This is a genomic window from Desulfobaccales bacterium (assembly GCA_041648175.1).
Taxonomy (GTDB): Bacteria; Desulfobacterota; Desulfobaccia; order Desulfobaccales; family 0-14-0-80-60-11; genus 0-14-0-80-60-11.
Window position 1 is genome coordinate 1 of sequence record JBAZPO010000034.1, and the last position, 13,480, is coordinate 13,480.

The 13,480-nt window shown below is 52.9% G+C and carries 8 protein-coding genes, 3 tRNA genes and 1 rRNA gene; 7 read left to right on the top strand and 5 right to left on the bottom strand.

Going from position 1 to position 13,480, the window contains the following annotated elements:
* The first annotated feature begins 46 nt into the window (after window positions 1-46).
* Window positions 47-979 carry an ABC transporter ATP-binding protein gene (locus tag WC600_18020; protein ID MFA4904631.1) on the top strand — a complete coding sequence of 311 codons (933 nt, stop codon included), beginning with the start codon at window positions 47-49 and terminating at the stop codon, window positions 977-979.
* Window positions 976-2,073 carry an ABC transporter permease gene (locus WC600_18025; GenBank protein MFA4904632.1) on the top strand — a complete coding sequence of 366 codons (1,098 nt, stop codon included), beginning with the start codon at window positions 976-978 and terminating at the stop codon, window positions 2,071-2,073. The genes WC600_18020 and WC600_18025 overlap by 4 nt, the downstream gene beginning before the upstream one ends.
* 22 nt (window positions 2,074-2,095) lie before the next feature.
* On the opposite strand, the gene pyk is transcribed toward WC600_18025, so the two are convergent.
* From pyk to WC600_18045, 4 genes are all read right to left on the bottom strand, one after another.
* Window positions 2,096-3,538: a pyruvate kinase gene (pyk, locus tag WC600_18030; protein ID MFA4904633.1), complete on the bottom strand. Its 1,443-nt coding sequence runs from the start codon at window positions 3,536-3,538 to the stop codon at window positions 2,096-2,098.
* A 68-nt stretch (window positions 3,539-3,606) separates the two neighbouring features.
* Complete coding sequence (pfkB, locus tag WC600_18035) at window positions 3,607-4,533, bottom strand: 1-phosphofructokinase (GenBank protein ID MFA4904634.1); 927 nt, start codon at window positions 4,531-4,533, stop codon at window positions 3,607-3,609.
* A 330-nt stretch (window positions 4,534-4,863) separates the two neighbouring features.
* Window positions 4,864-4,940: transfer RNA gene (locus WC600_18040), tRNA-Arg, on the bottom strand.
* Window positions 4,941-4,986: 46 nt separating this feature from the next.
* A tRNA-Leu gene (locus WC600_18045) sits at window positions 4,987-5,073 on the bottom strand.
* A 389-nt stretch (window positions 5,074-5,462) separates the two neighbouring features.
* Here WC600_18045 and mtnA point away from each other — a divergent pair.
* The 5 genes from mtnA (at window position 5,463) to WC600_18070 (ending at window position 11,608) form a co-directional block, all read left to right on the top strand.
* On the top strand, window positions 5,463-6,488 hold the full coding sequence (gene mtnA / locus WC600_18050) for an S-methyl-5-thioribose-1-phosphate isomerase (protein ID MFA4904635.1): 1,026 nt from the start codon (window positions 5,463-5,465) through the stop codon (window positions 6,486-6,488).
* Between the two features lie 58 nt (window positions 6,489-6,546).
* Entirely contained in the window at window positions 6,547-7,410 is an 864-nt protein-coding gene (gene mtnP, locus WC600_18055; GenBank protein MFA4904636.1) for an S-methyl-5'-thioadenosine phosphorylase, read from the top strand.
* A gap of 46 nt (window positions 7,411-7,456) precedes the next feature.
* Complete coding sequence (locus tag WC600_18060) at window positions 7,457-8,107, top strand: thymidylate synthase (GenBank protein MFA4904637.1); 651 nt, start codon at window positions 7,457-7,459, stop codon at window positions 8,105-8,107.
* A gap of 415 nt (window positions 8,108-8,522) precedes the next feature.
* Window positions 8,523-11,508: ribosomal RNA gene (locus WC600_18065) — 23S ribosomal RNA — on the top strand.
* Between the two features lie 25 nt (window positions 11,509-11,533).
* Window positions 11,534-11,608: transfer RNA gene (locus tag WC600_18070), tRNA-Met, on the top strand.
* Between the two features lie 624 nt (window positions 11,609-12,232).
* On the opposite strand, the gene WC600_18075 is transcribed toward WC600_18070, so the two are convergent.
* On the bottom strand, window positions 12,233-13,480 hold a 1,248-nt coding region (locus WC600_18075; GenBank protein MFA4904638.1), incomplete at its 5' end, for a transposase.

Below are 13,480 nucleotides of genomic sequence, written 5' to 3' on the forward strand. Positions count from 1 at the left end.
GGAGAGCCGATCCTCCGTGCTACCCGAAGTGATATTTTAGTGACAAATGAACATACGGTCCGAAGCTGTAATTGAAGTAAAGAGCCTCCTAAAGGCCTACGGGAACATCGTGGCGGTGAACGGAATCAGCCTCGATGTGGCCAGGGGAGAGGTTTTCGGGATGCTGGGCCCCAACGGCGCGGGGAAGACCACCACGGTAGAGATAATCGAAGGGCTTCGCACCCCGGATAGCGGAACGGTGACGGTGCTTGGCATGGATGTTTCCAGAGACGTCCGCGCCATCAAGGAGCGCATCGGGGTACAGCCGCAGAGCCCGGCGCTTTTTCCGGGCCTGAACGTGTTAGAAATCCTTGACTTCTTCCGCAGCCTCTACACCAAAACCATACCTTCGGCTGAAGCCATCGATCTGGTTTCACTCCAGGAAAGCCGGAGGGTCGCTTTCAAGAATCTTTCGGGCGGCCAGAAGCAGCGGCTTTCGGTGGCGCTCGCCTTTATCAATGATCCGGACATCATCTTTCTCGATGAGCCAACCACCGGGCTCGATCCCCAGGCACGCCGTGCCATGTGGGAAGTGATCGAGAAGTTCCATCGGATGGGGAAAACGATCTTTCTGACTACCCATTACATGGAGGAAGCCCAGCGGCTGTGCGACCGGGTTGCCATTATGGATCACGGGCAGATCATCGCCATCGATAGTCCCCAGCGGATGATCGAAGAGCACTGCAAGGAGAGCGCCATTCAATTCAAGATGACCAATTCCCCCGGTCAGGAAGCCCTGGCAAGATTGACGGGCGTGACCAAGGCAGTGAATCACGATGATGATGATACCATCCTGTACACCGATCACATTCCCTCCACTATCGCCGCGCTGCTTGAACTGGCCTCATCGAGATCCTCCGAGCTATCGGAGCTGTTCATCCGGCAAGCCACGCTTGAGGACGTTTTTCTCAAGTTGACCGGGAAAAGGATAAGGGATTGAAAGCCTTCAAAAGCATATTCCTGGCACACTACAAGCAGTTCATCAGGGATCGAGCCGCCTTGTTCTTCACCTTTATCTTCCCGATCATGTTTATCATGATCTTCGGGTGGGCCTTCAGTGATCCCAAGACACAAACCTTCGATATAGGACTCGTTGATCAGGGCTCAACTCAAAGCGCTGGTTTCATTGAAAAAGGCCTCGACGCCGTTGTGATCGATGGGAACAAGGTTTTCGATGTCAAGAAAGGGGGGCTGGACGAGCAGTTGCAGTTGCTCCGGAATGGCGATCTGGATGCAGTGATAGTTATTCCAGAGGGGATGGCTGGTTCCTTGAGCCTGCGGCAGCCGGACGATATTCAGGTTTATTATGACCCCAGCCAAACTTCCAATCAGCAGATATTGATTCCCATCCTGTACCGTGTGACCGATGAGATCGATCGGGGCATGCAAGGGAGCGTCCGGCTCATCGGCATGGAAGAGAAGAGCGTTCAATCGCATGACTTGAGGTACATCGATTACCTTGTCCCCGGCATACTTGGCATGTCGCTTATGTTTACCGGCATCTTTGGAGGGTTGCCTATCATCCAGCAGCGACAGGCACACATTATCAAGCGCTTGGGATGCACACCTTTGCGGCGTTCGATGCTGATCTTTGGGGAGCTGGCTTTCCGAATGATCCTGGTTATCCTGACGGCGGCGCTGATAATTCTGGTAGGTCGGCTTGCATTCGGTGTGCAGATGGTCGGCAACTGGGGAAGCCTGGGCGGAATTGTGGTTCTGGGGACGATGGTCTTTGCCTGTTTAGGCTATCTAATAGCCGCTTTCGTCAAGACTGAGGAAGGCGCGATACCCATCATCAACGTGGTCACCTTCCCGATGATGTTCCTCTCCGGCACCTTTTTCAAGGTCACCAACATGCCCGGCTTCATTGAACCGGTGGTCAAGTTCTTGCCGCTTACCTATCTGGATGACGCGCTAAGGCAGATCATGGTGGATGGCAGTCCTTTGCATTCGATGATCACAGATATAGCGGTAATGGCGATCTGGACTGTCGTTTGCCTGGCGATCACCATCCGGTTCTTCCGCTGGGACTGAGCCCGCGAGCGCAAGTTTCCAATTACTTGACCGTAACTATCCTGAGCGAATCCGCGCTGCTGAACTGCCCAACTGATGATCCCTCAGTCAATATCACCGTATCCCCCTTCTTTGCCAGACCGGAGCCGAGTATTGAATCTAGCATTGCATCGTGCCATCGACCGTTTACGTTTTCCATGAGAATCGGGTAGACACCGTAGGAGAGGGCGGCGAATCGGCAAGTCGGTTCGTGGCTGCTGAACGCCAGAATCCAGCAGTTCGGCTTAAAGCGGGATATCCGCCGCGGGGTGCTGCCGGTATATGTAGGCGTCAAGACCAGGCGCACATTCAGCGAATAAATCGCGTCTATCACATTCAGGGAAAGCACATCTTCGATTGTCACATGCCTGCGGCCGCGAGCGTGCCTGAAATAGTCTTCCACAGGGGATGATATCGCTATGGCGCTCCGCTGCCGTTCCACGGATACGGCAATCTGGGCCATCATTTTCACGGTTTCCGAAGGGTACTTACCGATGGCGGTTTCCTCGGATAGCATCACCGCGTCCGTCCCATCCAGGATGGCATTCGCCACGTCTGTCGCTTCCGCCCGCGTTGGACGGACGTTTTCAACCATGGATTCCAGCATTTGAGTGGCCGTGATCACCGGCTTGCCACGGATATTCGCCTTGCGGATGAGCTTCTTCTGGGTCATGGGGACATCCTGTATCGGGATTTGCACGCCCAGGTCTCCCCGTGCAACCATAATCGCATCGGCAACCTCTAAGATTTCATCGATGTTTTTGACCGCTTCGGCTCGCTCGATTTTGGCCACAACACGGATCGTTTTTCCCTTTCCGCGAGCAAACTCCTTGACACGGATAATATCCTGGGCCTTTTCCACAAAGGACATGCCGAAGATATCTATCCCCTCTTCCAATCCGAAAGCCACGAATTCCAGGTCTCTATCTGTCAGCGGATCAGGGAGCACCCTGGCGTGGGGAAGATTCAAGCCTTTGTGAGAGAACAGCATGCCGCCGATGAGCACCTTGCAACTCACCTCGTCCCCCGATATTTCCTGGACTTTCAGTTGAATAAAACCATCATTGAGATATACAATGCCGCCGCGGGATACGCTTTGCGTAAACGCCGCAAACTCTACCGGCAGGAGCGAGGCGGTGCCTAAGATATTCCGGGTGGTGAGGGTCACGTTGCTGCCTTTCTTGAGGACGAGCGGTTCGCTTTCAAGCTTGCCGAGGCGAATCTTGGGACCGGGGAGATCGAGAAAGATCGTGACCGGGCGTTCCAGTTTTGCTGCTGTCGACCGGATGCGCTGGATGTCTTTTCGGTGGTTCTCAAGCTCTGCGTGGGCCAGATTCAGTCGAGCCACATTCATGCCGTTCCTGATCATTCGTTGCAGGACAGCGGTCGAACGGGATGTTGGCCCAATAGTGCAAACGATCTTGGTTTTGTGCGCAGGCAATTTCAAAATGGAATTCCTCCTAATATAGCACCAAGTTCAGAATGATAGTAAGTCACATCAAGGTTGACACGGCACTAGATATCGCGGACCGTTACTTCGGGAATCAAGCGAAGGAAATCTTCCTTCGTGCACAGGGCTGTGCCCGGCCTTAAAGTAGTTGCCGTGCCCGCAGCGACGGCGTAAGTGAGAGCCTCTTTCAGGTTGTGATTCCCCATGATACCATAAACGAATCCGGCTATCGCAGAGTCCCCCGCGCCGATGGTGTTTACCACCTTCACTTGCGGGGGAATAGCCAGGCATGCCTGGTTCTCTCCGATTAGCAGCATACCTTTTGCGCCCATAGAAACGAGCACTGTATCAATTCCGTTCTCGTGCACACTGCGAGCCGCATCGATGATTTCGTCCAGTTCTTGCAACTCCCTGTCCACCAGCCGGCTGAGCTCGTGCAGGTTGGGTTTGATGATATCAGGGGAAGCTTGAATGCCTGTTTTCAGTGTGTCTCCATCGGTGTCCAGCAGGGCCTTGGCCCCGTTGTTCCTGACTATTTCAATGATCCTTCGATAAATCTCATGATTGATTCCGGGAGGGAGGCTCCCGCTGATTATCACGATTTCCGGTTTTTCAAGGCTTTCGACTTTGCGGATCATCTGCATCAGCTCGTATGGTTTGATCTCCGGACCCCGGTCGCTGAACGTGAACTGATTACCGGAGCTTGTGTCGTTAATGATGATGTTGGTGCGGGTCTCTCCCGAAATGCGCGAAAAGTCGCATCCGATTCCCTCATTGAGCAGCCGTCCTTCCAGTTCCTCTCCGGTGAATCCGCCAACAAAGCCCAGCGCCTTGTTGGGCAAGTCCAGCATCCGAAGAACCCTTGAGACATCCACCCCTTTGCCCCCGGCATACCGTTCTTCTTTGGCAATCCGGTTAGTATCGTCAAGCTTTACCCGCTCAACCCATAATGTGCGGTCCAGGGCAGGATTGAGCGTTATGCTGTAGATCATATCTCCTCCGGGGGCAACCATGCGGAGTCATTCAATGCGCAAGCTTTCTGATTGCAAATTCAACGCCATCGTATCATCAATTCGGAGCAAAATCAATACACTGCATTGCTTGATAATCCGTGGCTTTTTTGAGGCCATAGCTCATCTGTCATTGTGGGGAGTCCTGTAGGGGCGATTCATGAATCGCCCTTCGCCAAATCCCCCTCTGACACCAAAACGTCTTTGCGAGGAGCGCAGCGACGAAGCAATCTCAGGGCAAGGGGAGGGGAAGTGGAATCACTGAGCGAGGTGGAAGCAAAGGCTCTGGCCAATTGAACTGATTGCCCATTATGGCGCGCCTGGGGGGATTCGAACCCACGGCCTTAGCCTTCGCAGGGCTACGCTCTATCCAGCTGAGCTACAGGCGCTTGTTACGTTGTGCAAAGACCGCTTACCCTCTGAGAGTAAGTTTATTGGTGCCGAAGGAGGGATTTGAACCCACACACCCTTTCGGGCACTGCGCCCTGAACGCAGCGCGTCTGCCAGTTCCGCCACTTCGGCAATTTGCAGGGAATTCTACTGGAGCGGGCTTGTAATCAAAGGTACTTTTGGTTTTGCCTTTCAAGCCATGTATGCTGTTTTATCGACTAATCCTATGCACAGATGATTTTAGCAGTAACGCTTATGGTCTGCAACTGCCAAGATAAATCCGAATCCAGCGATTGAGTTATCATTTCTTGCTCGGAGACTCGTCCGGTGCGAGTGCATGGGAATAGGAATCGCGGCGGCGGATGCTGTATACTGGAATGAAAAGGACGTAGCGACATTAGAGGGCCAGAGCTTTTGATAACTACAACGAAGGACTTGAAGCAACGGAAGGTGATTTAAAGAAAAGCTGGTTTCTCAGAGACGGATAAGAAAATGGGGATAAAGGGGTTTATGTAAAATTTATGAAAATCATCGAATGGCAAGACAAAAACATCCGGATGCTTGACCAGACCAAACTCCCTCTGGAAGTGGTCTTCCTTGAGCTTTCCGATCTTCCACAGGTTTGCGAAGCAATCAAGTCCCTGCGGATTCGAGGGGCTCCGGCCATTGGCGTGGCTGCCGCCTACGGGTTTGCAATGGGGGCAAAAGCCATCGAGGCTAAATCAAAGCAGGAATTTTTAGCCGAACTGGAGCAAGTCTCCAAGTCTCTGGCCGCTACCAGACCTACGGCGGTCAATCTCTTCTGGGCGCTCGAGCGGATGAACCGGGTGGCTCAAGCCGGATCGAATGTGGCTAAAATCAAAGAGGCGCTCTTGAGAGAGGTGAGCCTCATCGAGCGAGAGACCGATGACGCCGACCGCCGCATGGGCAGATTTGGAGCTGAGCTTATCGAGGATGGGTTCACAATCCTGACCCACTGCAACGCCGGAGCGCTGGCGACGGCCGGATTCGGCACGGCTTTAGGGGTAATCAAAGCCGCCCACAATCAGGGCAAAAAGATTCAGGTCTTTGCTGATGAAACCCGCCCCTTGCTTCAGGGCGCGCGCATCACTGCCTGGGAACTGATGCAGGAAAAGATACCAGTAACCCTGATCACCGATAACATGGCAGGGCATTTCATGAGCCGGGGCAAGATCGACTGCGTGGTGGTGGGGGCGGATCGAATCACCGCGAGCGGCGATGTGGCCAACAAGATCGGTACCTACAGTGTGGCGGTTCTGGCCAAAGAGAACAAAGTCCCTTTTTATGTGGCTGCGCCGATGAGCACTATCGACTTCTCTTTGAAGTTGGGAGAGGAGATTCCCATTGAAGAGCGCAACCCCGATGAAGTAACTCGAATCCGTGGAATTTGCGTTGCGCCGGAGGGAGTGAAGGTGGCCAATCCGGCTTTTGATGTAACGCCGCATCGATACGTATCTGCTATAATCACAGAAAAGGGCGTGGCGCGCAGGCCGTACCGTCAGAGCCTGAGAAAGTTGTCAGAGTAATATTGTAGGGGCGAACCCCTGTGTTCGCCTCATGCCAAGATCGAGAAAGGAGAATACCATGCCGCAGGCTAAAATCGGAGTCATCGGAGGGACTGGCCTTTACCAGATAGAAGGGATGACCGATATCGAAGAGGTCAAGGTCAAAACCCCTTTTGGCGATCCCAGCGATTCAATCATCACCGGCGCGCTGGAAGGTACGCGAATCGCCTTTCTACCACGGCATGGCCGAGGTCATCGCATCACACCCACTGAACTGCCCTCGCGGGCCAATATCTACGCGCTGAAATCGCTGGGTGTGGAGCGGATCATCGCCGTTAATTCCTGCGGCAGCTTCAAAGAAGAACTGAAGCCGCGCGATCTGGTAATCCCGGATCAGATCATCGACCGCACCCGTGGGAGACTGAACACTTTCTTTGGACATGGCATCGTGGCCCATATTCCCTTTGCCGAGCCCTTCTGCCCGGCTCTGAGTCAGATTCTATATCAGGCAGCCCAGGAGGCCGGGGCAAAGGTTCACAGAGGTGGCACCTTTATCGCCATGGAAGGCCCGCAGTTTTCCACCAAGGCAGAGTCCCGCCTCTACAAATCGTGGGGGGCTGATATCATCGGGATGACGGTGCTGCCGGAGGCCAAACTTGCCCGCGAAGCGGAAATTTGCTATGCCGTGGTCGCTTGCGTCACCGATTACGACTCCTGGCACGAAGCACTTGAGCCGGTCAAAATCGAGGAGATTCTGAGTATACTGGCGCAAAACATCGGGAGGGCCAAAGCCATCATCAAGACTGCCGCCGCTCATATTCCCGCAAAAAGAAATTGTGAATGCGCCGGCGCACTCGCGACTGCCATCATCACAACGCCGGAGATGATTCCAAATCAAACCAGGAAGAACCTGGAACTGCTGATCGGGAAGTATCTGAAATAAGTGATCAAGTAGCAAAAGCCTTTTCTCATTTCATTGGAGGACGATAGTGCGAATAAGTACCATTGAAGGAAGGGACCTCTCTGAGGCATTTTTTCATTCCTGCCGCAAAGTGATGGAAGACGGCTACGAATATGTGATCGATAAAGGGAGCTTCGAAGGAACAAGGAGAAAGGAACTTGACTTCGCTGTTATCCACATTGAGAAGCCGGGCATGAGGCCTCTTGTGCCCGATGTCCCGCAGGGCGTGCCGCCTCCAACCAGTGATGATTACATCAATGAATACATGGCTTACCTCATAACGGATTCCAAACAGCCTAATGAGTTATATACTTACGGTGAAGACCTGGCCCCCCAAATAGGGACTGTGATCAGCCGCTACAAGGAGGACGGACCGGAGTGCAACCAGTTGTGCATGACGGTCGGGAACAGGGGGTCTCTTGATCTTGAGCACCCGCCATGCCTGCGGCTGGTCGACACCCGGATCAGATACGGCAAACTGCACTTTATTGTGTATTTCCGAAGCTGGGATTTGTGGGCTGGCTTTCCCACCAATCTCGGCGGACTCCAGCTCCTCAAGGAGTACATGTCCAGCGAGATTGGTGTTGAAGATGGGGAGATGATCTGCGTGAGCAAGGGCTTGCACCTCTACGAGTACTGCTGGGAACTTGCTGCTGCCGTGGCCGGAATCAGCCTGTAGCCCTCAGATGGCTCATTGACATAATGATACACAAATTTAGATAGCAAATGGCATTCTACCCTGAAACTATACCAAATGGAATGAGAGGATTCGGGGGCAACACCAGCATGGAATATTGTTGCTCATATGAGGAAAATCCTCGGATTAAGAGAAGAGATTATTGCTTGACAACATACTATTGATATGATACTATCTATCTGCTCAAGAACGATTTGTTTATCCGGATCGATGGGGGATAGTCAAATCAAAAGGCATAGTAATAAAGAGACAACCTGATAGCCTATTGAAAGTCTGATGGAAGCCAGTAGCGGCTGAAATAGATATCAGGCCGCTTTTTTTTGCTCTAATTACAAGATTTATTATAGGAATTCACTTGCACCTTAAAAAGTGAATAAAGTTTCTGATTTGTTCCTGCGCAAAAGCTACTAAGGGCACGCGGTGGATGCCTTGGTGCCAAGAGCCGAAGAAGGGCGTGGCTAGGCTGCGATAAGCCTCGGTTAGCTGTCAAGTAAGCTCAACCGAGGATACCCGAATGAGGCAACTCATCCAGGTAAAACCTGGATACTCCTAGTTGAACACATAGACTAGGTAGAGGGAACTGGGGGAACTGAAACATCTTAGTACCCCGAGGAAAAGAGATTATTCCCTGAGTAGCGGCGAGCGAAAGGGGAAAAGCCCAAACCTTGGTGACTTAACGGTCTTGGGACCTATGTCATCATGGGGTTGTAAGGCATAGCATGTTCTGACCCAAGAAGGGACGGAGAGTTACAAACCATAACCCTAGTCGAAGGTCTCTGGAAAGAGCAACCGTAGAGGGTGATAGTCCTGTAGGCGAAAGGGGGAGGCTCTCAGCTATGTTCTTGAGTACCACGGGACACGAGAAATCCCGTGGGAAACTGGGGTGACCACATCCCAAGGCTAAATACTCTTGGCGACCGATAGTGAACTAGTACCGTGAGGGAAAGGTGAAAAGAACCCCGGGAGGGGAGTGAAATAGACCTGAAACCGCGTGCTTACAAACAGTCAGAGGGTTGCCTTCGGGCGGCCTGATGGCGTGCCTATTGAAGAATGAGCCGGCGAGTTAATCTATGTAGCAAGGTTAAGCAATTAAGTTGTGGAGCCGTAGCGAAAGCGAGTCCGAATAGGGCATCTAGTTGCATGGATTAGACCCGAATCCGGGTGAGCTACCCATGGTCAGAGTGAAGTTTCGATAATATCGAAATGGAGGCTTGAACTCATCAATGTGGCAAAATTGTGAGATGAGCTGTGGGTAGAGGTGAAATGCCAAACGAACCCGGAGCTAGCTGGTTCTCCCCGAAATGCATTGAGGTGCAGCCTCGAGTATTGAACTTCGCAGGTAGAGCTCTGGATGAGCTAGGGGGCGAGAAGCTTACCAAACTCAACCAAACTGCGAATGGCGAAGTATCTTATCTCGGGAGTGAGACGGCGGGGGATAAGCTCCGTCGTCGAGAGGGAAACAGCCCAGATCATCAGCTAAGGTCCCTAAGTACAGGCTAAGTGGGAAAGGATGTGGGGTTGCCCAGACAGCCAGGAGGTTGGCTTAGAAGCAGCCACCCTTTAAAGAGTGCGTAATAGCTCACTGGTCGAGTGGCGCCGCGCCGAAGACTCAACGGGGCTAAAGCCTGTCACCGAAGCTATGAGCTCGATTTTATCGAGCGGTAGGGGAGCGTTCCCTTCAGCATTGAAGCTCTGACGTGAGTCAGTGTGGAGCGGAGGGAAGTGAGAATGTCGGCATGAGTAGCGTAAGGCGTGTACGAAACACGCCCACCGGATGCCTAAGGTTTCCTACGGAAGGTTAATCCGCGTAGGGTTAGTCGGGCCTAAGCCGAGGCCGAAAGGCGTAGGCGATGGATAGCTGGTTAATATTCCAGCACTGCCCGTCTTCGTTAAACCTCGGGGAGTACAGGAAGGTAGGTAGAGCGTCCCCATTGGACATGGTGCGTCTCCGATCGTAGGTGCGAGGGGAGGAAAATCCCCCCTTGCTTAAGCCAAGGAAAGGGGAAAGCTGCGGGGCAACCCAAAGCGATTCGACTGAACCTACACTGTCTAGAAAAACCTCGTTGTTTGAAGACGAGCACCCGTACCGTAAACCGACTCTGGTAGGCTGGGGTAAGTACCCTAAGGTGTTCGAGAGAATCCTCGTTAAGGAACTCGGCAATCTAACCCCGTAACTTCGGGAGAAGGGGTGCCCTTGAGAGTGAAAAGACTTGCTCTTGGAGCTTTTGAGGGTTGCAGTAAGAAGGCCCAAGCGACTGTTTAACAAAAACACAGGTCTCTGCTAAAGCGTAAGCTTATGTATAGAGGCTGACGCCTGTCCAGCGCCGGAAGGTTAAGGGGAGAGGTCATCCCGATTCGTCGGGAGAAGCTTTGAACTGAAGCCCCGGTTAGCGACGGCCGTAACTATAACGGTCCTAAGGTAGCGAAGTCCCTTGTCAGGTAAGTTCTGACCTGCACGAATGGCGTAACGACTTGGGCGCTGTCTCAACGAGGAACTCGGCGAAATTGAAGTGCGCGTGAAGATGCGGGCTACCCGCGACTGGACAAAAAGACCCCGTGGAGCTTTACTATAGCTTGGCATTGGATTGAGTCTTATCATGTGTAGGATAGGTGGGAGGCTGAGAAGCCCTGGCGCTAGTTGGGGCGGAGCCAACGGTGAAATACCACTCTTGTTAAGTTTCGATTCTAACCCTTGATCAAGCAAGGAGACAGTGCCAGGTGGGTAGTTTGACTGGGGCGGTCGCCTCCTAAAAGGTAACGGAGGCGCCCAAAGGTCCCCTCAAGGTGGATGGAAATCACCTGTAGAGCGCATTGGTATAAGGGGGCTTGACTGTGAGACTAACAAGTCGAGCAGAGACGAAAGTCGGGCAAAGTGATCCCACGGTGCTGCGTGGAAAGGCCGTGGCTTAACGGATAAAAGCTACCCCGGGGATAACAGGCTTATGGTGCCCAAGAGTTCACATCGACGGCACCGTTTGGCACCTCGATGTCGGCTCGTCACATCCTGGGGCTGGAGAAGGCCCCAAGGGTTGGTCTGTTCGCCCATTAAAGTGGTACGCGAGCTGGGTTCAGACCGTCGTGAGACAGGTCGGTCTCTATCCGTCGTGGGCGCAGGAGATTTGAGAGGATCTCTCCCTAGTACGAGAGGACCGGGAGGGACAGACCTCTGGTTTGCCAGTTGTCCCGCCAGGGGCATTGCTGGGTAGCTATGTCTGGATCGGATAAGCGCTGAAAGCATCTAAGTGCGAAGCCGGCCTCAAGATGAGATCTCCCACTGGGTAACCAGGTAAGACCGCAGCGAGACTAGCTGCTTGATAGGCGGCATGTGTAAGCGGAGCAATCCGTTGAGCTAAGCCGTACTAATCGGTCGAGGGCTTTTGCCAGGAATGAAACAGAAACTTTATCCATCGCGGGGTGGAGCAGTGGAAGCTCGTCGGGCTCATAACCCGAAGGCCGTTGGTTCGAATCCAACCCCCGCTACCATGTTTTGAGGCTAAAAAGGCTCTCTAAAGGGTAATCTTAAGAGGGCCTTTTTTGTTTTTGCTAACAAATCGCTAACAGATGGATGTATGGACTTTGCGGTTTCTATTGCGACAAATCTCGATGAACAATATTCAAGATCTCAATAGCTATCTTGGCTTCTTCAGGACCACATACGAGTTTTTTCCTAACTTCGTTACCCGGGTGCACAAGATTTCGATATTCGCGTATAGGATTGGACAGCTTTTCAACCCCGTCGGATATTAGAGTAAGTTCGACTGAAACCTTTATGAGGTTGGATAAATCCCAACGCAATAAATCCGGGCTGCTTGGGGCGGATTTACAGGCTTTAGCTGTACTCTGCTTTGACAGCAATAGGTCTGTTAATATAGCCTCAATAGCCCCTCCACACAGTATTATCACCGATTTCCAACATCCTGCGAAATAGCTCTTGTGAATGTCGGAGAAATCTCTCTCAATTATTGCTCTTAAATTGGGTTCTTTGGAGCCTGTTGCACAAAGATTAAAACCATCAGCAGTTTATGATACCTTGGCCGGGATGAACCGGCATCACTGATCCGGTTTTTTGTTCTGTGACAGTCTGAGGGACAATATTACCGTTATCGATCACGAACAAGCAGGCGCTTTGCCGGTATTCATGCCAATCCCGGCGAACTCCGAGGCCCCGCTGCGGAACAGCTTCAGCAGATTGTGTGTTGCACATATCAATCGCCATTCGCTTCGCACTGCCTGGAGCCCGCGCCGCATGAATGTGTCACACCCGCGGGTTTTGATCTGACCGAACACCGGCTCCACGGTCTGGCTGCGAAGTTTGTACAGACTCTTCCCCCGTTTGGTCGATAGCTTTCGCTCCATCCTATCGCGCGGTGAAAGATGATCCGGTATCCTGCCTCGCGGCGCTCCCTGCTCCCGCATCGCCTTCCTTTGTTTCCAGTCCTTCGTTGTAGCTATCAAAAACTCTGGATCAGTGGGCGATGACTTCACGATGTTGCTTTCGCTCCAGTAACCGGCATCGGCCAGTTCGCTCTTTATCTCCCCTTCAATCCCTGCCGACTGGAGTTCCTGCTGTGCTTGCCCGGTCATCGGGTGCAATTGGCGTACATCGTTGGGCTCCTGTGTCACATCTGCGGCCAGAACTATCTGTCCTTTCTCCACGACCACCTGCGCATTGTATCCTTGAATATACCCCTTCCTGGTTTTCATGATCCGGCTGTCAGGCTCCGTCACGTTGGCTTTGGCATGTGCTTCTTCCTCCAACACTTTGGCCGTTTCCTTCGGCTTGCGACCCCGCTTCCGGCGTCCCGCAGAGGCCTCTTCCGCCTCGCGCCTCTCGATCTTTTCCGTCTGACACCTGGCCTTCTCTTCCTTCTCCATCGCCAGCCTCTCCCGGCACTCTTTCAATCGGGCCAGCCGGCTCTTCCGGTCTTTGAGGTCCTCAGGTATTTCATCCCCACGAGAATCTTTCCCAAACAGCCGATCCTCCTCCTCATCCTTCTCCCTGGCTTCAGCCAGCATCTTCCCGACTTCCTCCTCAATATGCTCCTGTGTCCTGTTGGCTGAGAGGGATGCGTTGGCTTTGATCTTCGTCCCATCCAGCGCTACCACCCCCGCTTTTACCAACCCTGCTTCGGCGCACAGTCGCAAGACCTCGGTGAACAACATCCCCAGTTCCCCTTCATTCTCCGATCGAAAACGGCAAACGGTGGAGTAATCGGGCTTCATGTTCCCCGCGATTACCCGAAACGCCACATCCACTTCGCAGGCCCGCTCTATCTGCCGCGAGGAGCGCACCCCCAGGCAGTAGGCATACAGCAACAGGGATACCATCATCCGGGGATCATAGGCGGCACGCCC